Consider the following 26198-nt stretch of genomic DNA (forward strand, 5'->3'; position numbering starts at 1 on the left):
TCTGCTGGCGCACCCGTTCCACGTAGTCCTTGTCGAACAGGTTGTTGACGTTCAGCTGCAGGTCGAGGTTGTGGTTGACCTTGTAGGCGAGCATGGCGTTGTGTACCCAGTAAGCGTCAAGCTTGGCGCGGGTGCTGGAGCTGACGTTGCGCTCGCTGACATAACGAGTGCCGTAACCCAGGGTCCAGCCGGCTGGCAGTTCATAGGTGGTCCACAGATTGAGCGAACGCGGTGGCGTGTTGCCCAGGGCCTGGCCCTTGCGCGCGATGCCCGAGGCGGTGTTTGCCGCGTTGAGGATTTCGCTGTGGAGGAAGGTGTAGTTGGCGAACACATCCCAATGCTCGTTGACATGCCCGGTGACGCCGATTTCCACACCCTGCACTCGTTGCTTGCCAGCCAGTTGGGTCGAACCGTCGGCCATGGTTTCCCGGGCGTTGCTCTTCTCTACGCGAAACAGCGCCCCGTCCAGTTCCAGGCGCTTGTCCAGCAATTCCCACTTGGTGCCCAGTTCCCAGGTTTCGTTCTTCTCCGGCGCCAGGTCCTGGTTGCCCTTGCTCAAGCCACCGCCGGTCGAGGCCAGGTTCTCGGCGGACGGGTTGAAGGAGTTGCCCCAGGCGGCATAGATGCGCCCGTTTTCGGTCGGTTTGAACACCAGGCCGGTGCGGGCGCTGGCCTTGTTCGTGTCCGAGACCAGGCTCTCGCTTTTCACATGGCTGGCCGAGTATTTGTCGACATCGCCCTTGATCTTGTCGTAGCGCAGGCCGAGGTTGAGGTCCCAGCGCTCGCTCAGGGCGATGGTATCGAACAGGTAGTACGCCTGGCCCTTGAGGGTGGTCTCGGTATAACCGCTGGTGGTCTTGTTGACCGGGCCGTTCCAGCGCCCGGGCGGGCTGCCCAGGGCATAGCCGTCGCGTGGATACAAGGCGGTGTTCAGGCCGTGGTTGTAGGTCTTCAGGTCGAGGGTTTCCCGGGACAGTTCCACGCCCGCCACCAGGTCGTGGCGCATGCCGGCGAACTCGAAGTCGCCGATCAGGTTGCTCTGGTTGATCCACATCTCGGTGGTGGCGTCGCGCCCGTAGGCCTGGGGCCCGGCCGGACGGTAGCGGCCCGCCGGCACGCCGCTGGTGTTGACATGGGACGCCGAGACGATGGTGTCGCGCGCGGTGCGGCTGTAGCGCGTGAGGTTCTGCAGGCGCAGGTGGTCGCTGAAGTCGTGCTCGAAATCGGCGGTGAAGGCGTTCTGTTCGATCTGCTCCTTGTCGAGGTTCTTCCAGCCGAAATAGGCATCGCGCTTGACCCCGGCCAGCTTCTTGCCGTCCAGCGCCGGTACGCCGTAGTCGGGCAGGTTGTCGTCGGTCTGGTGGAAGGCGCTGAGGGTCAGCCGGGTGGCGTCGCTGAACCCCAGGCGCAACGACGGCGCGATGCCCCAGCGCTCGCGGTCGATCTTGTCGCGGCCGGGCACATCGTTCTGATGGCCCATCAGGTTGATCCGCACCGCGCTGTCCTGGCCGACGCCTTCAAGGGGCTGGTTGCTGTCCAGCGTCAGGCGGTAGTAGTTATCGGTGCCGAGGCTACCGCCGAGGCGGGTGAACGCCTGGTTCTTCGGTTGCTTGCTGACCACGTTGATGCTGCCACCGGTGGTGCCGGCGCCGCCGAACACCGAGTTGGGGCCCTTGATCACCTCCACCTGCTCGACGTTGAAGGTGTCGGAACGGTTGGTCTGCGCGCTGTCGCGCAGGCCGTCGATCTGCATGTTGCTGTTGGCCGAGAAGCCGCGGATGTTGATGCTGTCCCCCGAGCCGCCACCGCCTTCGCCGGCGTTGAAGGTGATGCCGGACACGTTCGACAGCACCTGGCGCAGGCTCAGCGCCTGCTGTTCCTGGATCAGCTTGGGCGGCACCACGGTGATGGTCTGCGGGGTGTCCAGCAGCGGCGCCACGTACTTGGCGGAAGACGAACGTTCGGTCTTGTAGCCTTTGCCTTCCTCCGCCTCGACCTTGATGTTGTCCAGTTGCAAGACGTTCTGCCGTTCGCCAGCAGCGGTGAGACCGGAGGCAGAGACGATGGCGAGGCCTATTGTGGGGGCCAGCAGACGGTGCTGTGGCAAGGAGGAGGGGGCTTTGCTATCCATGAGAATCACTCTTTGGGTTTGATGAGATTAAATCCTATTTAAGATTGATTATTAAAAACGGAATGTACAAGAACGCTTACAATTTTTTGGCGTTAATGAGATTTATCTTTTTGTGGCGAAGGCAAGATCAGGACTTGTAAGAGATTTTTCTTTCGGTGTACTGAGGCTTATCTGCCTGGGGCAGCGGCGAATGGGCGGCAGCCTGTCGCTGCGCAGAGCACTGCAGGCAGCGGCGCACAAAGGTCAGGAGCCGGGACGGAACGAGATGGGCCGCTTAGCCAAAAGCCCACTGGCTTTTTCCTCGTCACTGCCTAAGATGACCGACAAATCTCCTTATGCAGGAAGCAGTTACGCGCGATGTCGGAAAAAGACACGATCTCCATGCAACTGGTGCGCGAAGCGCTGCTGCAAAGCTGCGCCCCGGGTGCCGCCAGCGAAGAAGTGCTGCTCAAGGTCGGCATCGACCCGGCCCGGCTGGACGTCAGCGCCGCCCGCGTGCCGGCGGTGGCCTATGCCCGGCTGTGGCGCCTGCTGGCGCGGCGCACGGACGACGAGTTCTTCGGCATGGACCCGCGCAAGCTCAAGTCCGGCAGCCTGGAGTTTCTCTGTCGCACCGCGATGGCCCGGCCGAACCTGGCGGCGGGCCTGGAGTCCGGGCTGGCGTTCCTGTCGCTGATGCTCGAACACCTGCCGGCCCAGCTGGTGCGCCAGCAGAGCCTGGCGGAGATCGTCCTGCTGGAGGACGAGCAGGCGCCGCGCCGGGCCTTCACCTATTTCACCTACTGGATGATCGTCCACGGCGTGGCCTGCTGGCTGGCCGGGCGACGCATCCCGATCCTGGCCATCGAGCTGCGCTGCGCGGAACCGGATTTCTGCGACGACTACCAGGTGATGTTCTCGCAGAACCTGCGGTTCGACCGGCCGCGCACGCGGATGATCGTCGCCGCCGACTGCCTGGACCTGCCGATCAAGCGCACTGACGAGGAGCTCAAGCGTTTCCTGGCCCAGGCGCCGGCCAATATCCTGGTCAAATACCGCGACCCGCAGAGCCTGGCCAGCCGCATCAAGCACGATCTGCGCCAGCTGCCCGCCGCGCAGTGGCCGGAAACCGAGAGCCTGGCCCACAGCCTGTGCATGTCGGCCTCGACCCTGCGCCGCCGTCTGGCGGAAGAGGGGCAGACCTACCAGGGAATCAAGGACGGGGTGCGCAAGGAACTGGCGATCGCCTGGCTGGCCGAGCCGCAGATCAGCTTCACGGAAATCGCCAGCCGCCTGGGCTTCGCCGACGCCAGTTCGTTCTACAAAGCCTTTCGCAAATGGTCCGGCTCCAACCCCGGGCATTACCGCAGCCTGATCCTCAACGACCCGGCCTGAGCGCATCCTTGTAGCCGCTGTCGCAGGCTGCGATCGACCGGAACCGTCGCAAAGGCGTGCGGCGCGGTGTCGCTGATGCACCGCGTCAAGGCTGATAGCGAGTCCTGCGGCCTCGATCGCAGCCTGCGGCAGCGGCTACGGGGAGCTTGGGTAGCCGCTGTCGAGCAGCGCGAGGCTGCGATCGGCAACGCAGTTGCCGCGAAACCTGAGCTTGCGGTGTGTCAGGCTGAATGCGTTGCCTGGGTTGCGACCGCTATGCGGGTCGATCGCAGCCTGCGGCAGCGGCTACGGGGAACTTGGGTAGCCGCTGTCGAGCAGCGCGAGGCTGCGATCGGCAACGCAGTTGCCGCAAAACCTGAGCTTGCGGTGTGTCAGGCTGAATGCGTTGCCTGGGTTGCGACCGCTACGCGGGTCGATCGCAGCCTCGCTGTCGCTTGGCAGCGGCTACAGGGCGCCTTGACCGCCATGGGGTTCTTGGCCAAACCAGTCACGCAACTTGAAAGCTTTGACCATTGTCCCGCCCGGGCCGTGGCGCCAGTATTTGCCTGATGTCTTTGTAGTTCCCATTGGTTCCCATCCTAATAAGAACAGCGAGGGATTCTGGCAATGCGCGATTACCTGTCTGCCACGGCACACTTCAATTATCAGCACACGGTCGATGCGGCCCTGCATGGCTCCTTGTCGGCACTCAATGCCTGCGTCGAATGCTGTGACCGGCACGCCTTGCCGGGGCGCATCGCGCTGTTCTGGGAGGGCCGCGACGGCAGTAGCGCGACCTACACCTTCAGCGAGTTGCAGGCCCAGGCCGCGCGTTTCGCCAACTTCCTCCTGGCCCAGGGCGTGGGCAAGGGCGACAAGGTCGCCGGCCTGCTGCCGCGCAACGTCGAACTGCTGATCGCGGTGCTCGCCACCTGGCGCATCGGCGCGGTCTACCAGCCGCTGTTCACCGCCTTCGGCCCCAAGGCCATCGAACACCGCCTGAACAGCTCCGGGGCCAAAGTGGTGGTGACCGACGCGGTCAACCGGCCAAAGCTCAATGAGGTGGCCGACTGCCCGACCATCGTCACGGTCGCGGGCACCAAGGGCCAGGGCATCGTCCGTGGCGACTTCAGTTTCTGGGCCGAGCTGGGCAATTACCCGGCGCAGTGCGAACCCGTGCTGCTGACGGGCGAAGACCCGTTCCTGCTGATGTTCACCTCCGGCACCACCGGCCCGTCCAAGGCCCTGTACGTGCCGCTCAAGGCCATCGTCGCGTTCCAGAGCTACACCCGCGACGCCGTCGACCTGCGTCCCGAGGACGCGTTCTGGAACGTCGCCGACCCGGGCTGGGCCTACGGCATCTATTTTGGCGTCACCGGCCCGCTGGGCCTGGGCCACCCGATCACCTTCTACGATGGGCCCTTCACCCTGGAAAGCACCTGCCGGGTGATCAACAAATACGGGATCAGCAACCTCACCGGTTCGCCGACCGCCTACCGCCTGCTGATCGCCGGCGGCGACGAGTTCGCTCGTTCGATCAAGGGCAAGCTACGCATCGTCAGCAGCGCCGGCGAGCCGCTGAACCCGGAGGTGATCCGCTGGTTCGCCGACAACCTCGGCGTGGTGATCCACGACCATTACGGCCAGACCGAACTGGGCATGGTCCTGTGCAACCACCACGGCCTGGAGCATCCGGTGCATGTCGGCGCGGCCGGTTTCGCCTCGCCGGGCCACCGCATCGTGGTGCTCGACGAGCAGCACCAGGAACTCTCGGTGGGCCAGCCGGGGATCCTCGCCATCGACCGCAGCCAGTCGCCGATGTGCTGGTTCAACGGCTACGACGGCGTGGTGACCAAGGCCTTCGTCGGCCACTACTACCTCAGCGGCGACACCGTGGAGCTGAACCCGGACGGCAGCATCAGCTTCGTCGGCCGCAGCGACGATGTGATCACCACCTCGGGTTACCGGGTCGGCCCGTTCGACGTGGAAAGCGCGCTGATCGAGCACCCGGCGGTGGTCGAAGCGGCGGTGATCGGCAAGCCCGATCCGGAGCGCACCGAGCTGGTCAAGGCCTTCGTCGTGCTCAGCCCGCAATACCGCGCCGCGCCGGAGCTGGCCGAAGAGCTGCGCCAGCATGTGCGCAAGCGCCTGGCCGCGCACTCGTACCCCCGTGAAATCGAATTTGTCAGCGAATTGCCGAAAACCCCAAGCGGCAAGTTGCAGCGCTTCATCCTGCGCAACCAGGAAATCGCCAAGGCTCAAGAGGCCGCGGCGCACAAGGCTTCGGCCTGAATTACCCAGGAACTCATGATGCACATCGAAAACAAGGTTTTTCTCGTCAGCGGCGGCGCTTCCGGTCTCGGTGCGGCCACCGCGCAGATGCTGGTCAAGGCCGGCGCCCAGGTGATGCTGGTGGACCTCAATGCCGAGGCCGTCGCGGCCCAGGCGCAGCAGCTCGGCTGCCGGAGCACGGTCACCGATATCACCGACGAAGCGGCCGCCGAAGCGGCGGTGCAGGCCACGCTCAAGGCGTTCGGCAGCCTGCACGGGCTGGTCAACTGCGCCGGGATCGTGCGCGGCGAGAAGATCCTCGGCAAGCACGGTCCGCATGCCCTGGCCAGCTTCAGCCAGGTGATCAACGTCAACCTGATCGGCAGTTTCAACCTGATGCGCCTGGCCGCCGCGGCCATCGCCAATAGCGAACCGAACGCCGACGGCGAGCGCGGGGTAATCATCAACACCGCTTCGGCGGCAGCCTTCGACGGGCAGATCGGCCAGGCCGCCTATGCCGCGTCCAAGGGCGCGATCGCCAGCCTGACCCTGCCGGCCGCCCGCGAACTGGCGCGCTTCGGCATCCGGGTGATGACCATCGCCCCGGGCATTTTCGAAACCCCGATGATGGCCGGCATGAGCGACGAAGTCCGCGCTTCCCTGGCCGCCGGCGTGCCGTTCCCGCCACGCCTGGGCAAGCCGGACGAGTACGCCGCGCTGGTCGGGCATATCATTAGCAACAGCATGCTCAATGGCGAGGTGATCCGTCTCGACGGCGCCCTGCGCATGGCAGCCAAGTAAGGAGGACTCTTCATGAACCAAGATCCGATCGTTATCGTCAGCGCCGTCCGCACCCCGATGGGCGGTTTCCAGGGCGAGCTGAAAAGCCTGACCGCGCCGCAACTCGGCGCCGCCGCGATCAAGGCCGCGGTGGAGCGCGCTGGGGTGGCCAGCGACAGCGTCGATGAAGTGCTGTTCGGCTGCGTGCTGCCGGCCGGTCTCGGCCAGGCGCCGGCCCGTCAGGCGGCGCTGGGCGCCGGGCTGGACAAGGCCACCCGCTGCACCACCCTGAACAAGATGTGCGGCTCCGGCATGGCCGCGACCATCGCCGCCCACGACATGCTGCTGGCCGGCAGCGCCGAGGTGGTGATCGCCGGCGGCATGGAAAGCATGTCCAACGCGCCGTACCTGCTGGATCGCGCCCGCAGCGGCTACCGCATGGGCCACGGGCGGGTGCTCGACCATATGTTCCTCGACGGCCTCGAAGACGCCTACGACAAGGGCCGCCTGATGGGCACCTTCGCCGAAGACTGCGCCGAGACCAACGGCTTCAGTCGCGAAGCCCAGGACGCCTTCGCGGTGGCCTCGCTGACCCGCGCCCAGCAGGCGATCAAGGACGGCAGCTTCAAGGCGGAAATCGTGCCGCTGCAGGTCACTGTCGGCAAGGAACAGCAGACCATCAGCGACGACGAACAGCCGCCCAAGGCCAAGCTCGACAAGATCGCCACGCTGAAACCGGCGTTCCGCGACGGTGGCACCGTCACCGCGGCCAACTCCAGTTCGATCTCCGATGGCGCCGCAGCCCTGGTGCTGATGCGCCGTTCCGAGGCCGAGAAACGTGGCCTCAAGCCCCTGGCGGTGATCCACGGTCATGCGGCGTTCGCCGATACCCCGGGACTGTTCCCGGTGGCGCCGGTCGGGGCGATCAAGAAACTGCTGAAGAAGACCGGCTGGTCGCTGGACCAGGTCGAGCTGTTCGAAATCAACGAAGCCTTTGCCGTGGTCAGCCTGGTCACCATGCAGAAGCTGGAAATCCCCCACGACAAGGTCAACGTCCACGGCGGCGCCTGCGCCCTGGGCCACCCGATCGGCGCGTCCGGCGCGCGGATCCTCGTGACCCTGCTCTCGGCCCTGCGCCAGAAAGGCCTGAAGCGTGGCGTCGCGGCGATCTGCATCGGCGGCGGCGAAGCCACGGCCATGGCCGTCGAATGCCTGTATTAAGGAATCACCATGCTGCCTAATGACGAACAACAGCAGATCAGCGACGCGGCCCGGCAGTTCGCCCAGGAACGCTTGAAGCCGTTCGCCGCCGAATGGGACCGCGAGCATCGCTTCCCTCGCGAGGCCATCGGCGAGATGGCCGGGCTGGGCTTCTTCGGCATGCTGGTGCCGGAGCAGTGGGGCGGTTGCGACACCGGCTACCTGGCCTACGCCATGGCCCTGGAAGAGATCGCCGCCGGCGACGGCGCCTGCTCGACCATCATGAGCGTGCACAACTCGGTGGGCTGCGTGCCGATCCTCAAGTTCGGCAACGACGAGCAGAAGGAGCGTTTCCTCAAGCCCCTGGCCAGCGGCGCCATGCTCGGCGCCTTCGCCCTGACCGAACCCCAGGCCGGCTCCGACGCCAGCAGCCTGAAAACCCGGGCGCGGTTGGAGGGCGACCATTACGTGCTCAACGGCTGCAAGCAGTTCATTACCTCCGGGCAGAACGCCGGGGTGGTGATCGTGTTCGCGGTGACCGACCCGGCGGCCGGCAAGCGCGGCATCAGCGCCTTTATCGTGCCCACCGACGCGCCGGGCTACAGCGTCGCGCGGGTGGAGGACAAGCTCGGCCAGCATGCCTCCGACACCTGCCAGATTCTCTTCGAGGATGTGAAGGTGCCGGTGGCCAACCGCCTGGGCGAGGAGGGCGAGGGCTACAAGATCGCCCTGGCCAACCTCGAAGGCGGCCGCGTGGGCATTGCCTCGCAATCGGTGGGCATGGCCCGTGCGGCTTTCGAGGCTGCCCGTGACTATGCCCGCGAACGGCAGAGCTTCGGCAAGCCGATCATCGAGCATCAGGCGGTGGCTTTCCGCCTGGCGGACATGGCCACCCAGATCGCCGTGGCGCGGCAGATGGTGCACTACGCCGCGGCCCTGCGCGACAGCGGCAAGCCGGCGCTGGTGGAGGCGTCGATGGCCAAGCTGTTCGCCTCGGAAATGGCCGAGAAGGTCTGTTCCGCCGCCTTGCAAACCCTGGGCGGCTATGGCTACTTGAACGACTTTCCGCTGGAGCGCATCTACCGCGACGTGCGGGTCTGCCAGATCTACGAAGGCACCAGCGACATTCAGCGCATGGTCATTTCGCGCAACCTCTGACTTTTAGCAGGAGCTGATCCATGAGTTACGAAACCATTCTGTTGGAGATCAAGGACCGCGTCGGCCTGATCACCCTCAACCGCCCGCAGGCGCTGAACGCCCTCAACGCGCAGATCGTCAGCGAAGTGAACCAGGCCCTGGACAGCCTGGAAGCCAATCCGCAAATCGGCTGCATCGTCCTCACCGGCTCGAAGAAGGCCTTCGCCGCCGGTGCCGACATCAAGGAAATGGCCGAGCTGACCTACCCGCAGATCTACATGGACGACCTGTTCAGCGACAGCGACCGGGTGGCCAACCGGCGCAAGCCGATCATCGCCGCGGTCAACGGTTTTGCCCTGGGCGGTGGCTGCGAGCTGGCGCTGATGTGCGACTTCATCCTGGCCGGCGACAACGCCAAGTTCGGCCAGCCGGAAATCAACCTCGGCGTGCTGCCGGGCATGGGCGGCACCCAGCGCCTGACCCGCGCGGTGGGTAAGGCCAAGGCCATGGAAATGTGCCTGACCGGGCGTTTCATCGATGCGGTGGAAGCCGAGCGTTGCGGCATCGTCGCGCGTATCGTGCCGGCCGATGAGCTGCTGGACGAAGCGCTGAAAGTCGCGGCGCTGATCGCCGCCAAATCGGTGCCCGTGAGCATGATGATCAAGGAAAGCGTGAACCGCGCCTTCGAAGTCAGCCTGTCGGAAGGCGTGCGTTTCGAGCGCCGGGTGTTCCATGCGGCCTTCGCCACCGAGGATCAGAAGGAAGGCATGGCGGCGTTTATCGCCAAGCGCGAGGCGCAGTTCAAGGACAAATAATCCGGGCTGTCGTTACCCATAAAAAATCGCAGCCAAGGCTGCGGTTTTTATTTGTGCGGTGTCTGTGAAGACGCTATCGCGGGCAATCAACATGCGCTGGATCTCGCTGGAGCCTTCGTAGATCTGGGTGATCCGCGCGTCCCGGTAGTAACGCTCCACCGGGTAGTCCTCGAGGTAGCCGTAGCCACCGTGGATCTGGATCGCCGAGGAGCAGACCTTCTCGGCCATTTCCGAGGCGAACAGCTTGGCCTGGGAGGCTTCCGACAGGCACGGCTGGCCGGCGCTGCGCAGGCGCGCGGCATGCAGGATCAGCAGGCGCGCGGCGTTCAGGCGGGTATGCATGTCGGCCAGCAGGTTGGCGATGCTCTGGTGCTCGATGATCGGCTTGTCGAACTGCACCCGCTCGCGGGCGTAGGCCAGCGCCGCCTCGAACGCCGCACGGGCGATGCCCAGGGCCTGGGCGGCGATGCCGATGCGCCCGCCTTCGAGATTGGACAGGGCGATGGACAGGCCCTTGCCGCGCTCGCCCAGCAGGTTGGCCTCGGGGACGGTGCATTGGTTGAAGGTCACCGCGCAGGTGTCCGAGGCGCGGATGCCCATCTTGTGTTCGCTGCGGTCGACGACAAAACCCGGGGTGTCGGTGGGCACCAGGAACGCCGACAGGCCTTTCTTGCCCAAGTCCGGATCGGTCACCGCGAAGACGATGGCCAGCTTGGCGCGTCGGCCGTTGCTGACGAACTGCTTGGCGCCGTTGATCACCCACTGGCCGTCCTTGAGTTCGGCGCGGGTGCGCAGGTTGTGGGCTTCGGAACCGGCCTGGGGTTCGGTCAGGCAGAAGCAGCCGATCGCCTGGCCGCTGGCCAGGTCCGCCAGCCAGGTCTGTTTCTGTTCTTCGCTGCCGTAGTTGAGGATCGGCCCGCAGCCCACCGAGTTGTGGATGCTCATCAGCGCGCCGGTGGCGCCGTCGCCGGCGGAGATTTCTTCCACCGCCAGGGCGTAGGCCACGTAGTCGACATAGGTGCCGCCCCATTCCTCGGGGACCACCATGCCCAGCAGGCCCAGCTCGCCCATCTTCGCCACCAGGGCGTCGTCGATCCAGCCGGCCTTTTCCCAGGCCTGGGCGTGGGGGGCGATTTCACCGCGGGCGAAGTCCCGGGCCATGTCGCGGATCATCACCTGCTCTTCGCTCAATTCAATGTCGTGCATGGCTCAGCTCCGGCTCGGGTCGAAAGCGCTGAAGAAACTCGCCACGTGCGCGGCGTCCAGCGCCTGCAGGGTGGGCGGGTTCCAGCGTGGGTTCTTGTCTTTGTCGATCAGCAGGGCGCGCACGCCCTCGATCAGGTCGCCGCGCTCGAACCACTGGCGGTCCAGGTGCAGCTCCAGGGCGAAACACTGTTCCAGGCTCAGCTGGCGACCGCGCCGGAGCATTTCCAGGGTCACGGCCATGGCCAGGGGCGAGCGGGTCGCCAGCAGGTCGGCGGTGCTGCTGGCCCATTCATGGGTATCGCCAACGGTCACTTCGCGCAACTGTTGCACGATGCTCGGCACGTCGGCCTGGGCGAAGAAATGGTCGATGGCCGGGCGCAGCGCCGCCAGCGGCGCGTCCGGCAACTGCCGCACGGCGAGCTTGGCCAGCAGGCCCTGCAGGTCCTTGAGCGGGGTGTCGCGCCATTGCAGGTTGTCGAGGCGCTGGTCCAGCAGGCTCAGTTGGTCGCTCTCCAGGTACCAGTCCGCCAGCCCGCAGTACAGGGCATCGGCGGCACGGATCTGCACGCCGCTGACCCCCAGGTAGACGCCCAGCTCGCCGGGGATGCGCGACAGGAAGTAGCTGCCGCCGACATCCGGGAAATAACCGATGGCCACTTCCGGCATCGCCAGGCGGCTGCGCTCGGTGACCAGGCGCAGGTCGGCGCCCTGGACCAGGCCCATGCCGCCGCCGAGGACAAAACCGTCCATCAGCGCCAGCACCGGCTTGCGGTAATGGTGGATTGCCAGGTCCAGCGCGTATTCCTCGACGAAGAACTCCTCGTGCAGGGTCTGGCCGTTCTTGTAGCTGTCGTAGAGGGTGCGGATATCGCCGCCGGCGCAGAAGGCTTTTTCGCCGGCGCCGCGCAGGACCACCGCGTGCACCTGCGGGTCCTGGGCCCAGGCATCGAGCTGGCGTTGCAGGGTGCGCACCATGCCGAGGGTGATGGCATTGAGGCCGGCGGGGCGGTTGAGGGTCAGGTGACCAATATGGTTGCGGACTTCGGCCAGCACGTCCTGTTGCGAGGCCTCGACCGACGTGGCGCCGGCGTCTCGCGTGGCCTGGGATGGAACCTGAGCAGTCATCACTAACTCCCTGCTTTTATTGTTCTTTATAGGTGTGTTCGCGCGCGAACGATGAGGGATCGTAACAGTGCAAATTTGCCATGTACAACCCGAATAACTGCAGGTTGGCTGTGCATTTTTGCATGGGATTCAGGAGGGCTTGGGCGATGGATTCGCAGATAGCAACCGTTGAGCCGACATGTGCGATAAATGTTTCGGACTTGCTCAAGGTTTCGGTATTTATCGTTGCAGGATCGTTATTTTTCCATGCAATTCAATCGGGCAATTGCTTGCGCAGGGAAGCCAAGCGGCACTGATATTTTTAATGTCGGCAATGTTGCTTTTAGGATTTTTGGAATTCCGCTTTAGGAATTGTCTGATTCCGATAAAGAGCAAATCTCGCCAAAATCCGGCGATGAATGAAACAGTATTCATCCCATCCTATTCCCGGTTCTTTTCCCGAAAACCATGAAGAAATCTACGAACGCTTTCGCCAGCATCGTTCTGTTGCTGGGGCTAATGGTCAGCACAATTGCTCAGGCTGAAATCAGCTTCGGTGGTTTCACCCGCTTTATTTTCGATGGCAGGCAGAAGTCGCTGATGGTCACCCTGGATAACGAAGGGGATGCGCCCGCCCTGGTACAAAGCCTTCTTCATTGGGGCGACAAGGACCAGGCGCGGGATTTGCCGATGGTCGTGAACAAACCGCTGCTGTTGATTCCCGCTCATGGCAAGGCTTCGCTGACCATCTTCTATCAGGGGGTTGGTTTACCGAGCGACCGGGAGTCGTTCTTCCTCCTGAGCGTTATGCAGGTTCCGGAGAAGCCCAGGCAGGAAAACAACATCCAGATTGCCCTGCAACACAACTTGAAGCTGATCTTTCGTCCGGATCTGCCTGGCAGCCTGGAGGATGCGCTGGAAAAACTGCGCTGGGCTCCATCGCCCAAGGCACCACCCGGCTCCTACCAGGCCCGTAACGACAGCCCCTATTACCTGACACTCACCGAAGTCGGTCTGCGTGATCGTACAGGTGCCACCTGTGGCAACTCCGTCGAGCACCTGATGATCGCGCCTTTTTCCAGCTACGACCTGGTGGTGCCTGGCTGTCACCAGGCGGCTGGCCAGATGACCTACAAGTTCATCAGCGACTCTGGAATCGCACATGCTCGCCAGAGCGATCTGTGATGCCCTTCAACTTAAAAGGTTTTGTCATGATCACTAGAAAGCTTTTAGCCATCGGCCTTTTGTTCTTTATAAGCATTCCCAGTAGCTATGCGTTGAAATGCCAGAAGGACGGGGCGGTAAGTGATTCGACCACCATTACAACGACTACCGCCATCATGAACTCAAAACCGGCTGGCACAATTCTTTGGCGCCAACCCACGCAAACCATCGAAGTTGAATGCTGGGTGGACGTTAGTGGCGCGCCTGATGAAGACATCTATCTTTATATCAACCCCGCTAAAACCGAGCTCGGCCCTGATATCGACATTGGTATTACCTATGGAGGCAAGGACTATCTGTTCTCCTCATTGACGGAAGGAAAGCTGAGTATCGGGTGGCGGGTCAGCGGTTGTGGGGCCGGAGTGACCTGCGGCTGGCAAAAAGAGAAGAAAAACCTGACCTATTCGATTTTTTTCTCGAAAAAATCTCCGGCTGGCGCCAACAAGGAAGGGCTTCTTTCTCCCATCAACAATTACAAGGCGTTTCAGCTGGATGGGAAAGGCGGAGTACGTCTTGGCTCGAGTTATAACCTCACCGTCAACGGCTTGAACAAGTTCCGTTATGTGCCTTGCACCTCGATCGTCAGCATATCCCCGACCACTGTGAATTTCGGAAAGCTCAGTAACGTGAATGCCCAGATCGGCGCCACTATCACTTCAGTGCCATTCTCGATCAATGAACAGCGCGATTGCGATGCCAGTTACGGTCTCAATGCAAACCTCGAGCCTCTGAATGCCACCCTGTCATCGACCAGGGATACGTTGATTCCAAGTAACAATACTTCGGTCGGCATCAGCCTCATCAAGGCCGATGACCAGACAGTGGTGAAGTTCAAGCAGGAGTTCGCCCTGATCCCGACAACCACCTCAAGGAACAACTCTCGCAGGCTCCTGGCCAGGCTGAAGTGGATGACTGCCCCCAAATTGGGACCATTCAACGCAGGCGCGGTGCTGAACATCTACTACAAGTGACCTGACCCCCTGACACTGCCGGTCGCAGTACATGCCGCCGGCATTCCCCCGACCTCCGAAAAAGTCCCTGGACGGATGCGCAGCCTGCAGAGTGGCTGGCTACAATGGCGCTCGACTTTCAATGACGAGGCTCCATGGACATCGACCTGGCCCGCACCTTTTTGCAAATCGTCCGCAGCGGCAGCCTGATCGCCGCGGCCGAGCGCTTGCACCTGACCCAGACCGCGATCAGCGCCCGGGTGCAGAACCTCGAAGGCCAGCTCAACTGCAAGCTGTTCGTGCGCAACCGCGCCGGGGCCCGGCTGACCGCCGATGGCGAGGCGTTCATCGTCTACGCCAACCAGCTGGTGCAGACCTGGGAGGCGGCCCAGCGCGACCTGCCGTTGCTGGCCGGTTATCGCAATGTGCTGCACATCGGCGGTGAAGTCAGCCTGTGCAATCCGCTGATGCTCAACTGGGTGCGCCGCCTGCGCCAGGCGATTCCCAGCCACGCCGTGCGCAGCCAGATCGCCGAGGGCGCGAGCCTGCAACGCCAGCTGGAGCTGGGTGTGCTGGATGCCGCGCTGGTGTTCCAGCCGGTGTACGGGCCGGGGTTGCAGGTCGAGCAGTTGCTCGAGGAAAAGCTGATCCTGGTGCGCCTGGCCGGCAAACCCGAGCCTTATGTGTACATCGACTGGGGCGAGGATTTCCGCCGCCAGCACGACGCGGCGCTGCCGGACCAGGCCAAGGCCGCGGTGGGTTTCAACCTCGGGCCGCTGGCCTTGCAGTTCATCCTCGAAGGCGGTGGCAGCGGCTACTTCCGTACCCGGGTGGTGCAAAGCTACCTGGACAGCGGCGTGCTGGAACGGGTGGAAAAGGCCCCGGAGTTCAACTTCCCGACCTACCTGCTGTACGCCCGCGAACGGGATTCGGCCCAGCTGCAGCAGGCCTTCGAAGTGCTGCGCGAAGTCATCGCCAGCGACACCGACTGGTCGCAGCGTTGGGATCCGATGATCTGACTTAAAAAACGCGGCGTCTGGTTTTACGACTGCTTCGCAGCCGAGCGCAGCCTTCGGCAGCGGCTACAGGGACCGCGGTGTTTGTGTAGCCGCTGCCGAGCCTGCGAGGCTGCGATCGGCAACGCAGTTGCCGTAAAACCTGAGTCCGCGATCTGTCCGGATAACCCCGATCACACCCGCGACGCCAACACCTCGCCAATACTGCGCCGGCGCGCATGGGCTTCGCTGGCATGGATCAGCTGTTCCAGGTCTTGCGGGGTGACGTCGAAGAACTCCTGCATCTCATCCAGCGCCAGCTTGAGGTCGGCGGCGGTGATGGCCAGGGCATCGGTGGATGGCTGCTCGGCGGGCAGCCTGGTGGTGGGTTCACTCTGGCCCTTGGGGTAGCGGATGCGGGTCAGGTTGTTGTAGGCCAGGGCGCTGAGCAACAGGCACAGGGCCGCCAGCATCACCGGGCCGAGGGCCAGCCAGTCGAGGGCGATGGTCGCCGGGTCGGCCAGCACCATCGTCAGGGCCACCGCGCCGGCCGGCGGGTGCAGGCAACGCAGCCAGCACATCAGCACCAGGGACATGCCGGCGGCCAGGCAGGCGCTGCCCAGGGTGCGTCCGAGCACATGGGCCACCAGCAGCGCCAGGACCGCGGCGCACAGGTAGCCGCCGAGGATCGACCAGGGTTGCGCCAGCGCCCCGGACGACACCGCGAACAGCAGCACCGCCGAAGCTCCCAGCGGGCCGATCAGGTGCAGCGCCACCTCCATGCCGAACACCCGGCTGCATAACCAGACACTCAACAGCGTGCCCAAGGCCATGCCGAGCGCGGCGCGGCTCCATTCCGAGGGGCGGGTATTGATGGCGGCGGGTTTCCAGCGAGCAAGCATGACGAAGCGATCCAATTCCGGTTCAAGCGGGCAAAAAGAAGGGCTTGTCTGGATTACCAGAAAGCCCTGAAGCGTTCCAACAGTTGGGGGAGGAACCGGCACAGTGTGCCGATCAATCGAAGCGCCTACAAATTCATAATAATGCTGTTTAAGTGCACTATTTTTGCACTGTCGCGGCCTGCGCCACCCGCCGTCCGCTGATGAAACACAGCAGCCCGCCGAGGGCGGTCAAGGCGCTCAGGGCATAGAACATGGTCGGTGCCGGGGTGTGTACCAGCAGATAGCCGCAGATCACCGGGCTCAAGGCGCCGCCCAGGGCCGCGAGGTTCTGCGCGCCGTAATAGCTGCCGCGCAGTGCCTCGGGGGCCAGGGTGTCGATGAACAGGAATTCCGCCGGGTAGATGATCATCTCGCCGAGGGTGAAGACGAACATCGCCAGGCACCAGCCCAGCAGGCTGTCGGCCAGGCTGAAGCCGATCAGGCCGAGGATGAACAGGCTGGTGCCGACGGCGATCCAGTGGCGCAATTGTTCGCGCTTGAGGAAGCGGCCGATCTGGTACTGCAACAGGATCACGCTGATGGCGTTGCAGGCCAGCAGGGCGGCCATGGTGTCGAGGGCGCTTTTCGCGTCTTGGGTGACCAGCAGGTACTGCGACAGGTACAGGGTGAAACGCCCGTGGACGATGGTGCTGAGCAGGCAGCCGCAGGTGAACATGATCAGCGTGCGGTCGTTTTTCAGGGTTACCAGGGTATTGAGGAAACTCTGCGGCTTGCTCAGCGAGGACAGGCCCGGCGTGGGTGGAATGCCGCGCATCAGCAGGGTGCTGAGAAAGGCGATGGCGCCGGCGATCAGGAACGGCGCCAGCGGCAGTTGCCCGGCGATCACCACGCCGAGCATGGGGCCGGTGGCGTAGCCGATATTGGTCAGGGTGTAGCGCAGGGAGAACACCCTGGCCCGCTGACTCACCGGCAGGTTTTCGCTGATGATCGCCTTGGAACCGATCAGGAACAGCGCCGAGGCGGTTTCGGTGATCACCAGGATCGCGGTGGTCAGGTAGAGGTTGTGGGCGAAGGTCAGCAGCACAAAACCGATGCCGCTGGAGAGCATGGTCAGGATCAGCAGCCGGCGCTTGTCCAGGCGATCGAGGATGTAGCCGCCATAGAGCGCAAGCAAGGTGGCGATGAACACTGCGATCCCCAGCAGCAGGCCGACGTCCTGCTGGTCGAGGCTGAGTTTTTCGCTGAGGAACAGGGTGAGCAGGGGGCTGGTGATGGCGCGACTGACGACAATGGTCAGCGAGCAGATCATCAGGCGGCGGATAACCAGCGAATAAGTGGCCACGGTGGTGCACGAGTCCTTGTTGTCTGAGTGGGCTATGGGAGGCCTATGGTTGGAGCCAGCGGTCCAGCACGGTGACGGATTCCATATCCGCCAGCCGCCACAACTGTTGTAGCAATTCGCCGGCCCGTTCGGCGGGCAGCACCCGGGTCGCCAGGCTGAGAAACTTTTCTTGCAGCGCCTGATCGCCGAGCGGGTTGCCCGGCGCGCCCAACGGCACCTCGACGCACAGGCTGGCCTGGCGCCCGTCACGGGTACGCAGGGTGACCACGGGCTCACCATCCTCTGACAGTTGTGGATCCACTTCAAGGCGGATCCGTGCCATGGCGCTGGCGATCCGCGGTGTTTCGCGGCACTGGCGATCATAGGCATCCAGCCCGGCATGGCCATGCACCAGGCGCGCCGCGAGGGCGTAGGGCAGGCTCATCTGCGCGGCGGCCAGGGAGTCGATGGCGCGGCTGCCGCACATGCCGTCGAGGAAGGCGCAGAGGGACACCTGAATGTCTTCCACCTGATCTGCCGTCACCTGCAGTTGTTCGAGCAACAGGCCCAGGGCATCGATGGCCGAGTGGGTGCCCCGGCAGGAGGCATAAGGCTTGATCGAGCAGCGTGCGAGCTTCCACACCTGGCCCAGGTTTTCGTCCAGGGCCTGGGGGATCGCATCGCTGCCGGCCAGGGTCTTGAGGAAGCCGCCCCAGACCTCCTCGAACAGCTGGCCCGGCCCGGTCACGCCTTGCCGGGCCAGCCGCGCGGCCAGCAGACCGCCTTCGGCCGCCCGGCCGCTGTGCAGTTTCTTGCTGTGCGAACCGTCGTGAATAAAGGCCCAGAGCCCGCCGCTGAAGCTGCCGGCCAGGCCCAGGGCCGAGCCCATCTGCCGGGCATCGAGGCCGAGCACCCGGCCGCAAGCGACGGCCGCGCCGAACACCCCGCAGGTGGCGGTGGAATGCCAGCCGGCACCGTTGTGGGCGGAATAACCGCCGCAGGCTTCCAGCACCCGGCGCCCGACTTCGTAACCCATGACCACCGCGGTGAGCAGTTCGCGGCCGCTGAGTGCGGTGCTGCGCAGGCTGACGGCGGCCATCACCGCCGGCAGCACCACCGCCCCGGAATGGTCGCAGCCGCCGGTGTCGTCCAGCTCCAGGGCATGGGCGGCGATGCCGTTGAGCAAGGCCGCCTGGGTGGCGCTGGTGCTCAGGTCGGTGCCCCATACCCGACTGGGGCCGGTTTCGTCGCCGAGGGCCTGTCGCGCCGCCGCGGCGACTTCGCTGTGCGCCCCGGCCAGCGCGGCACCGAAGGTGTCGAGGATATGCCGGGTGGCCTGGGCCACCAGGGCCGGGGGCAGGTCTTCGAAACGGCTGTCGACGCAGAATTGCGCCAGGCGTTGCAAACGATCGGTCATGGCAGGTAGGCCCGATAGTGACGTTCATAAATCGCCGCGGGGTGATCCTCCGCCAGCGGTTGCGCGCGTTCCGCCCACCACTGGGCTATTTCGCCGGCGCGGGCGATCCACGCATCCTCGTGCCGCTGGATGCCCTGCAACAGCTCGCGCAGCAGGCCGATGCGCCCCGGGGTGGCGATGATCTCCGGGTGCAGACGCAGCACGTAGAGCAGGCCGAAGCGGTGGAAGCCGGCGAAGTCCAGCTGCAGGTTGCCCAGGGTGTGGCTGTAGGAGGCGATCCGCGATTGCCCCGGCGGTACCGCCGGGCTGAGGTTGAAGGCGAAGTAGGGCTCGTCTTCCAGCTCGTAGTGCAAGGGCAGCTCTATCACTTGCGGCCGGGTCGCGTGGGGGAAGGGCAGGTCATCGCCGCGCCAGGACGACGACCAGCGAATGCCTTGCCCATGCAGCGCCTCGACGAACCCCGGGGCCCAGTTGCCGGCCGGAATGCGAAAGCCCCTGGGGCGCTGGCCGGTGAGTTCGGCCAGGGCCTGGCAACCGCGTTGCAGTTCCAGCTGCTGTTCGGCCAGGCTCAAGCGGTCGTAGTTGGCGTGGCGATAACCGGCGCAGGCGATTTCATGCCCGGCGGCCTGGATCGCCCGCACATGCCCGGGGTTTTCCTCGGCCACGATCCCCGGAACGAACCAGGTGGCCGGCACCCGCAGTTCGTCGAGCAGCGCCAGCAGGCGTTCGACGCCACGCTGGCTGCCATAGCGCCAGACCGACAGGGTCTTGTCGCGCCCGGCCACTTCCGGGGCCTGGGTGAGGATGCCGTGGATGTCGTTGTAGTCGACGGTCACCGCCACGGCGCAGCGGTAGCCCTGGGGCCAGACCTGGGGTTCAGCCATGGTGATGCTCCTTGAGCCACCAGCGGGCGACGTCGCGGCAGGTGGCGAACCACACGTCCTGGCGCTGGCGCATATGTTCGAACAGGCGCTCCAGCAGCAGGATGCGCCCGGGCTTGCCGGTGATCTTGGGGTGGAACAGGGTGGTCAGGCACAGCCCTTCGTCCATGGCGCCGTCGTACTCGCGGCGCCAGTTGTCCAGGGTCAGCTCGTAGCTGGCGGTGCGGTCCAGGCCCGCGGGGAAATCGGGGGCGCGGGTGTAGGCGATGGAGGCGTAGTCGTCCATCTCCCAGCGTCCGGGGATCTCCACCAGCGGCGTGGCATGGCCCGGGACCCGGACCAGGTACGGGCGGTCGTCGCCGCGCATGCTGCTGGAGTAAGTGACGCCGGCTTCCACCAGCATGGCCGGGGTTTCGGCCCGCCAGTCGCCGGACGGGGTACGGAAACCTTCGGCGCGGATATTCAGGTGCTTCCAGAACACCTCGCGGGATTTGGCCATGACCGCCTTCTGCTGCTCCAGCGGCAGCGCATAGAAGGACTCATGCTGGTAGCCGTGGTAGGCCACCTCGTGCCCGCGTTCGACGATCGCCTGGCATTGCCTGGGCCAGTTCTCCACCACCCAGGCCGGGACGAAAAAGGTGGTCGGGATCCGGAAGGCATCGAGCAGGTCGAGCAAGCGCGGCAGGGCCCGATAGGGGCCGTAGCCGCCAAAGCCGAAGTATTCCGGCTTGCGCCAGATCGAGCCGTCGAGCATGGCGTCGCCGGTCGGCCCGTCGAGGTCGAAGGCCAGGGCCAGGCACGCCTGGTGCCCGTCCGGCCAGGTGGGTTGGGGTGAGGAGGACATCGATAGCGCTCCAGTCATTGGGGCGGGCCGGTTTGCCCGTCATCCGCTGAGCAACGGCCACCTCCCGCGGACACGAGTGGCTCGCGCCCGCGGGGGGATTGCTCGGGTGGTTATTTACCGGCGTTGAGGGTCACGGTCTTGATCGCGCCCAGCTCCAGGTCCCATTTCTTCAGGATGGCCTGGTAGCTGCCGTCGTCGACCATGCTTTGCAGCGCGCTCTTCAGGGCTTCGGCCAGCTCGGGCTTCTTGTTGCTCACGCCCAGGCCGGTGAACTGCTCGGAGATCGGCAGGCCCAGGGTCTTGTAGGTGTCCTTCTCCTGGGTCTTGAGGTACGGCAGGGTCTCGCTGCCTTGCATGGCCGCGTCGATGCGGCTCTGGCGCAGTTGGGCGCGGGCGTCGGCCGAACCTTCGGCGCCGATCACCACCACCGCCGGCTTGCCGTGGGCTTCGCAGTTGGCCTTGCTCCAGGTGGCGATTTCCGTCGGGAAGGTGGTGCGACGGCTGGTGCCGACTTTCTTCCCGCACAGGTCGGTGGGTTCGTTGATCGCGGTGTTTTTCTGCAGGGTGTAGAACTGCGGCCCGCTGGTGAAGTAGTCGACGAAGGTCACGCTCTTCTGCCGCTCGGCGGTGTCGGTCATGCCCGACAGCACCGCGTCCACGCGGTCGGTGGTCAGGGCGTTGATCATTTGCTCGAAGCCGGTTTCCTGCCAGGCGATCTTCACCCCCAGGCGCTCGGCCAGGGCGTTGCCCAGGTCGTAGTCGAGGCCGGTGAGCTGGTTGGTGGCCGGGTCCTTGAAGTCCATCGGCGGGTAGTTGGGCATGATCGCTACGACGATCTCGCCCTTGGCCTTGAGGCTGGCGGGCAGCTCGGCGGCGAAGGTCAAGCTGCTGGCCATCAGGCTTGCGAGTACTGCTGGAATGACGAAGTTCTTCATGGTCGTTCTCTTATGAGTGTTGTGAGGTCCGCTCCGGGTTTGCGAGCTCGGGCCTAGGTTCGAACGGCAGAAATGAAGCTTTGGGTGCGTGGATTTTGTGGGCTTATTAGTATTTCTTCGGGGCTTCCAGCCTCCACGATCTGGCCGCCGTCCATGAACACCATGCGGTTGGAAACCTCCCGGGCGAAGCCCAGTTCATGGGTGACGACGATCATGGTCATGCCGGTCTGCGCCAGGTCGCGCATCACCGACAGCACCTCACCGACCAGTTCCGGGTCGAGTGCCGAAGTGGGTTCATCGAACAGCATCAGCTTGGGCCGCATGGCCAGGGCGCGGGCGATCGCCACCCGCTGCTGCTGGCCGCCGGACAGCTCGATCGGGTAGCTGTTGCGCTTGTCGGCCAGGCCTACCCGGGCCAGCAGCTCCAGGGCTTCCTCGTGGGATTCCTTGGGCGAGCGCTTGAGCACCTGGCACGGGCCTTCGACGATGTTTTGCAGCACGGTCATGTGCGGGAACAGGTTGAAGCGCTGGAACACCATGCCGGTGGCCAGGCGCTGGCGGGCGATCTGCGATTCGTTGAGCTCGTGCAGCTTGTTGCCGACGATGCGATAGCCCACCAGCTCGCCGTCGACCCACAGGCCGCCCTTGTCGATCTTCTCCAGCTGGTTGACGCAGCGCAGCAGGGTGCTCTTGCCCGAGCCGGACGGGCCGATGATGCACAGCACTTCGCCTTGCTCGACCTCGATGTTGACGTCCTTGAGGGCGTGGTAGTTGTCGTAGTACTTGTTCAGGCCCACAGCCTTGACGATGTTTCTCATGATCGGATTCTCCAGGGCTGCTTACGAGCGCTTGCCGGCGCCACGGGCGAAACGGCGTTCCAGGCGGCTTTGGCCGAAGGACAGGACGGTGACGGCGGCCAGGTACCAGATGCCGGCGACGATCAGCAGCTCCATCACCCGGGCGTTGGCGTAGTAGATGTTCTGGGCGTTGTAGAGCAGTTCCGAGTACTGGATCACGCTGGCCAGGGAGGTCATCTTGACCATGCCGATGAACTCGTTGCCCACCGGCGGGATGATGATGCGCATGGCCTGGGGCAGGATGATCCGGCGCAGGGCTTGCAGGCGCGGCATGCCGATCGACTTGGCGGCCTCGTACTGGCCGGTGTCCACCGACAGCAGGCCGGCGCGCACCACTTCGGCGGTGTAGGCGCCCTGGTTGATGCTCAGGCCGAGCAGGGCGGCCACGAACGGCGTCATCAGGCTCACGGTGTCCAGCTCGAACACCCCGGGAATGCCGATGGTGGGGAAGATCAGCGCCAGGTTGAACCACAGCAGCAGCTGCAGGATCAGCGGCGTACCGCGGAACAGCCAGGTGTAGGTCACGGCCACGTAGCGCAGGATCGGGTTGGCCGACATGCGCATGATCGCGGTGATGACCCCGAACACGATGCCCAGGGCCATGGCCAGGATCGCCATGACCAGGGTGTTGAGCAGGCCGAACAGGATCGCCCGGGACGTGAGGAACTGGCCGATGTACGACCATTCGATCTTGCCTTCGGCGAAGGCCCGGACCAGGCCGACGAGGGCGATGACGATCACCGTGGCGAAGAAGATCCGCCCGTAGTAGCGCCGCGGCACATGTTCGTACTGGGTGATGTCGAACTGGTTTTCGGCTTGTTTGCGCTCGGCGAGGAGGCGCTCTGCCTGGGTCTGGCTCATGGTGTTTCTCCCAACGCAGGCGGATGGCGCCTGCGGTCTGTCGGTCATCATCCCGGCGGAGCGAGCGGGCGGCATCGACGCCGGCTCGCTCCCGCGGGACTGCGTTCAAGGTTTCAGAGACGGAAACCGTCGTACTGCGCGGCCCATTGCCGCTGCGCCGCCAGGGCGGTTTTCAGCCGGGCGATCTGCGCGCGCACCTGCTCCGGCGCGGTGCCGCCCCAGCCGCTGCGGGCGGCGATGGCGGCTTCCAGGGTCAGGCTGTCGCGCACCTCTGGGGTCAGGCGCGCATCGATCTCGGCCAGCAGGGCCGGGGACGCTTCCCAGAGTTCGAGGTCGTGTTTTTCGCAGGCCTGGACCAGCGCGCCGGTGATTTCGTGGGCTTCCTTGAATGGCACCCCGCGCACCGCCAGCCAGTCGGCGACTTCGGTGGCCAGGGTGAAACCCAGTGGCGCCTGGCGCCGCAGTTCCTCGACGTTGACGGTCATGGTCGCGACCATCCCGGCCATGGCCGGCAGTACCAGCAGCAGGGTGTCGACGCTGTCGAGCACGCCGTTCTTGTCTTCGCTCAGGTCGCGGTTGTAGGACAGCGGCAACGACTTGAGGGTCGACAGCAGCCCGGTGAGGTTGCCGATCAGCCGGCCGGCCTTGCCCCGCGCCAGCTCGGCGATATCGGGGTTTTTCTTCTGCGGCATGATCGAGCTGCCGGTGGCGTAGGCGTCGTCCAGGGCCACCCAGCGGAACTGTCGCGACGACCACAGGCAGAACTCTTCGGCCAGGCGCGAGATGTTGATCCCGAGCATGCTGGCGACGAACAGGAACTCGGCCACGTGGTCACGGCTGGCCACCGCGTCGATGGAGTTCTCACAGACGCCGGCGTAACCCATTTCCCTCGCCGACTGCTGCGGCTGGCGGGCGATGGCCGAGCCGGCCATGGCCGCCGCGCCCAAGGGCGACAGGGCGGTGCGGGCATCCCAGTCCACCAGCCGCTGCACGTCGCGCAGCATCGACTGGGCATGGGCCAGCAGGTGATGGGCGAAGACGATCGGTTGGGCCTGCTGCAGGTGGGTGAAGCCCGGGCAGATGCTGTCCACATGCTGTTCGGCCTGTTCCACCAGCGCCTGCTGCAGGTCCAGCACCTGCACCGCCAGGGTGCGGACATGGTCGCGCAGGAACAGGCGCAGGTCGTTGGCGGTCTGGTCGTTGCGCGAGCGGCCGGCGCGCAGCTTGCCGCCGAGGGCGCCGAGACGCTCGGTGAGCAGGCGCTCGATGAAGGTGTGTACGTCTTCGTCGTCCAGGGTCGGGCTCACCCGGCCGGCGCGGAAGTCTTCGCCAATGCGTTCCAGGGCCTCGAGCATGGTGCGGGTTTCCTGCTCGTCCAGCAGGCCGGCGCGTTGCAGTTCCCGGGCATGGGCCTTGGAGCCGGCGAGGTCGTAAGGGGTCAGGCGGAAGTAGCGCTCGGGGCAACGCGACAGGGCGGCCAGGGCCTCGGACGGGCCGCTTTTGAAACGGGCGCCCCAGAGGCGATCGGTAGGCTGGTTCATTGTTTTTTCCTCGTCGATAACGCGAATTGAATTCGGTACAGCCGACCGGAAGGACACTCTGACAACCCGCGAAAGGGCATCGGAAAGTCTTCGGGTCAGGCAGGTTTCAAGAGGGCAGTAGCAAGTGGCGAGAACTGATCGAAGTGTCAGTTTTTAATTGCATTGAATCAGCGAGTTGCAGCGGGTCCAGGGAATACTTTGATGGTTGCCAAGCCTTGTTTTCTGTGTTCATTATTATTTGTCGGCTGTGTTTTTGTTGTGCAGCAAAGCCTGTTGAATATGCCGCCCGAGGTCAATAAGCATTATGGAAACCCCACTTTCCAATTCTGGAAACCCACCGATTAAAACCGCCCACAGAGCACCGCTGGCACTCAGCGGACTGGACTTCAAACTGCTCAAGGTGTTCAAGGCGGTGGTCGAGGCGGGCGGCTTCAGCGCTGCGCAAAACGAGCTGAACGTGGGCCTTGCGGCTATCAGCAAGCAGATCTCCGACCTCGAGATCCGCATCGGCATGCGCCTGTGCACCCGGGGCCGGGAGGGCTTTTGCCTGACCGAGGAAGGCAGCCTGGTGTACCAGGCCTCGATTGATCTGTTTGCCTCGGTGGACAACTTTCGTGATCGGCTTAGTTGCGCGCAGAATGAAATAATCGGCGATCTTGGAGTGGGGGTAATTGATAACACGATTACTGATGTTAATTCTCCGCTAGTTGCTGCCTTGCGGCGCATCAATATTGAATCTCCGAAAGTAAGGTTCAGGCTGTATGCTTCACAGCTGGATGAAGTTGAACGGGGGGTGGTGGAAGGACGCTTAGTTGCCGGAATAGTGCCGGTTTATCAAAAACGTGAAGAGTTCGACTACTTCAAATTATATGACGAAGAGTCCGCGGCTTATTGCGCCGAAGGGCATCCGTTGTTCAGCGTGGCCGATAGCGCAATCGACGCCGAGACGCTCAAGCAGCATGAGTTCATCAACCACCGCTACGCGATCCATCAGGAGAAGAGCCACTTCGCCGCGTACGACAGCTTTTCGGCGGCGGCCTCCCAGGTGGAGGCCGTGGCCATACTGATCAAGACCGGGCGTTTCCTCGGGTTTCTGCCCCGGCACTATGCCGCGGCGCTGGTGGAGCGCGGCGAAATGCGCGCGCTGCTTCCAGACCTGGTGCACTACAGCACGCCTTTCAGTCTGATCCTGCGGCACAACACGGTACGCAGCCCTTTGGTGAAGGTTTTCGCCCAGGCGCTGGGAGTGGATCTCAAGAGTAATGGCTGACACTACCAAGTTCTCGGAGCGGGCTTGTCGGGGATTAAGGGGCTGTTGCTGAAGTCGCTGTGGAAAGTACAGCGGTCGATCAGGCGAGGCGCCTGAAACGGGTGGCCGATATATCCTGCGTAATGGCATTTTCAACCCAGGACTACTGTCTTTTAGATTCCCGCGCGGTTATCCGCATGAAGTAACCGGTGAGTACAAGACAT

Annotated in this window: 22 protein-coding genes; 10 read left to right on the forward strand and 12 right to left on the reverse strand. The window is 64.2% G+C overall.

Features of this window, described 5'->3' with window-relative positions; all coding sequences use genetic code 11:
* Nucleotides 1-2131 (reverse strand): TonB-dependent receptor (locus PVZ80_RS32455; RefSeq protein ID WP_273865058.1); only part of this gene is annotated, 2131 nt, incomplete at its 3' end.
* 357 nt (nt 2132-2488) lie between these two features.
* On the opposite strand from PVZ80_RS32455, the gene PVZ80_RS32460 reads away from it, so the two are divergent.
* The 6 genes from PVZ80_RS32460 to PVZ80_RS32485 all read left to right on the forward strand — a co-directional run bounded on the left by PVZ80_RS32460 (nt 2489) and on the right by PVZ80_RS32485 (nt 9687).
* On the forward strand, nt 2489-3505 hold the full coding sequence (locus PVZ80_RS32460) for an AraC family transcriptional regulator (protein WP_273865059.1): 1017 nt from the start codon (nt 2489-2491) through the stop codon (nt 3503-3505).
* Between the two features lie 606 nt (nt 3506-4111).
* Nucleotides 4112-5776: an AMP-binding protein gene (locus tag PVZ80_RS32465; RefSeq protein WP_273865060.1), complete on the forward strand. Its 1665-nt coding sequence runs from the start codon at nt 4112-4114 to the stop codon at nt 5774-5776.
* Between the two features lie 18 nt (nt 5777-5794).
* The gene (locus PVZ80_RS32470) at nt 5795-6556 is read left to right on the forward strand and encodes an SDR family NAD(P)-dependent oxidoreductase (RefSeq protein WP_273865061.1); all 762 of its coding nucleotides are present in this window, start codon (nt 5795-5797) and stop codon (nt 6554-6556) included.
* A gap of 12 nt (nt 6557-6568) precedes the next feature.
* Entirely contained in the window at nt 6569-7756 is a 1188-nt protein-coding gene (locus PVZ80_RS32475; RefSeq protein ID WP_009048952.1) for an acetyl-CoA C-acyltransferase, read from the forward strand.
* 9 nt (nt 7757-7765) lie between these two features.
* The gene (locus PVZ80_RS32480) at nt 7766-8893 is read left to right on the forward strand and encodes an acyl-CoA dehydrogenase (RefSeq protein WP_009048953.1); all 1128 of its coding nucleotides are present in this window, start codon (nt 7766-7768) and stop codon (nt 8891-8893) included.
* Between the two features lie 20 nt (nt 8894-8913).
* Entirely contained in the window at nt 8914-9687 is a 774-nt protein-coding gene (locus tag PVZ80_RS32485; protein ID WP_025808975.1) for an enoyl-CoA hydratase, read from the forward strand.
* Nucleotides 9688-9699: 12 nt separating this feature from the next.
* On the opposite strand, the gene PVZ80_RS32490 is transcribed toward PVZ80_RS32485, so the two are convergent.
* Both PVZ80_RS32490 and PVZ80_RS32495 read right to left on the reverse strand, forming a co-directional pair.
* Complete coding sequence (locus PVZ80_RS32490) at nt 9700-10893, reverse strand: acyl-CoA dehydrogenase family protein (protein ID WP_273865062.1); 1194 nt, start codon at nt 10891-10893, stop codon at nt 9700-9702.
* Nucleotides 10894-10896: 3 nt separating this feature from the next.
* Nucleotides 10897-12018: an enoyl-CoA hydratase/isomerase family protein gene (locus PVZ80_RS32495; RefSeq protein WP_273865063.1), complete on the reverse strand. Its 1122-nt coding sequence runs from the start codon at nt 12016-12018 to the stop codon at nt 10897-10899.
* A gap of 447 nt (nt 12019-12465) precedes the next feature.
* Between PVZ80_RS32495 and PVZ80_RS32500 the strand changes: the two genes are divergently transcribed.
* The 3 genes from PVZ80_RS32500 to PVZ80_RS32510 all read left to right on the forward strand — a co-directional run bounded on the left by PVZ80_RS32500 (nt 12466) and on the right by PVZ80_RS32510 (nt 15190).
* A complete protein-coding gene (locus tag PVZ80_RS32500) occupies nt 12466-13182 on the forward strand; it encodes a fimbrial biogenesis chaperone (protein WP_273865064.1) in 717 nt (238 codons plus the stop codon).
* Complete coding sequence (locus tag PVZ80_RS32505; RefSeq protein WP_124340147.1) at nt 13182-14192, forward strand: fimbrial protein; 1011 nt, start codon at nt 13182-13184, stop codon at nt 14190-14192. The genes PVZ80_RS32500 and PVZ80_RS32505 overlap by 1 nt, the downstream gene beginning before the upstream one ends.
* 134 nt (nt 14193-14326) lie before the next feature.
* Entirely contained in the window at nt 14327-15190 is an 864-nt protein-coding gene (locus PVZ80_RS32510) for a LysR family transcriptional regulator (protein ID WP_007925718.1), read from the forward strand.
* A 170-nt stretch (nt 15191-15360) separates the two neighbouring features.
* Here PVZ80_RS32510 and PVZ80_RS32515 read toward each other — a convergent pair whose 3' ends face one another.
* From PVZ80_RS32515 to argH, 9 genes are all read right to left on the reverse strand, one after another.
* A complete protein-coding gene (locus PVZ80_RS32515) occupies nt 15361-16068 on the reverse strand; it encodes an HPP family protein (protein WP_273865065.1) in 708 nt (235 codons plus the stop codon).
* 157 nt (nt 16069-16225) lie between these two features.
* Nucleotides 16226-17410: an MFS transporter gene (locus PVZ80_RS32520; RefSeq protein ID WP_273865066.1), complete on the reverse strand. Its 1185-nt coding sequence runs from the start codon at nt 17408-17410 to the stop codon at nt 16226-16228.
* A gap of 43 nt (nt 17411-17453) precedes the next feature.
* Nucleotides 17454-18806: an MmgE/PrpD family protein gene (locus PVZ80_RS32525; protein WP_273865067.1), complete on the reverse strand. Its 1353-nt coding sequence runs from the start codon at nt 18804-18806 to the stop codon at nt 17454-17456.
* A complete protein-coding gene (locus tag PVZ80_RS32530; protein ID WP_101282448.1) occupies nt 18803-19690 on the reverse strand; it encodes a polysaccharide deacetylase family protein in 888 nt (295 codons plus the stop codon). Before PVZ80_RS32530 ends, PVZ80_RS32525 begins: the two co-directional genes overlap by 4 nt.
* Nucleotides 19683-20531, reverse strand: a complete 849-nt coding sequence (locus PVZ80_RS32535; RefSeq protein WP_038632320.1) for a polysaccharide deacetylase family protein — start codon at nt 20529-20531, stop codon at nt 19683-19685. Before PVZ80_RS32535 ends, PVZ80_RS32530 begins: the two co-directional genes overlap by 8 nt.
* A 110-nt stretch (nt 20532-20641) precedes the next feature.
* A complete protein-coding gene (locus PVZ80_RS32540) occupies nt 20642-21466 on the reverse strand; it encodes an ABC transporter substrate-binding protein (RefSeq protein ID WP_124340149.1) in 825 nt (274 codons plus the stop codon).
* Nucleotides 21467-21519: 53 nt separating this feature from the next.
* Nucleotides 21520-22284 (reverse strand): amino acid ABC transporter ATP-binding protein, encoded by a 765-nt coding sequence (locus tag PVZ80_RS32545; RefSeq protein WP_009043823.1) that lies wholly within the window; start codon nt 22282-22284, stop codon nt 21520-21522.
* 21 nt (nt 22285-22305) lie between these two features.
* The gene (locus PVZ80_RS32550; protein WP_009048966.1) at nt 22306-23184 is read right to left on the reverse strand and encodes an amino acid ABC transporter permease; all 879 of its coding nucleotides are present in this window, start codon (nt 23182-23184) and stop codon (nt 22306-22308) included.
* Between the two features lie 113 nt (nt 23185-23297).
* The gene (gene argH / locus PVZ80_RS32555; protein WP_053269034.1) at nt 23298-24725 is read right to left on the reverse strand and encodes an argininosuccinate lyase; all 1428 of its coding nucleotides are present in this window, start codon (nt 24723-24725) and stop codon (nt 23298-23300) included.
* Between the two features lie 304 nt (nt 24726-25029).
* On the opposite strand from argH, the gene PVZ80_RS32560 reads away from it, so the two are divergent.
* A complete protein-coding gene (locus PVZ80_RS32560; protein ID WP_273865068.1) occupies nt 25030-25995 on the forward strand; it encodes a LysR family transcriptional regulator in 966 nt (321 codons plus the stop codon).
* Nucleotides 25996-26198: the final 203 nt, after the last annotated feature.

It is taken from the genome of Pseudomonas sp. B3G-3, from assembly GCF_028640915.1.
Classification (GTDB): Bacteria; Pseudomonadota; Gammaproteobacteria; order Pseudomonadales; family Pseudomonadaceae; genus Aquipseudomonas; species Aquipseudomonas chlororaphis_I.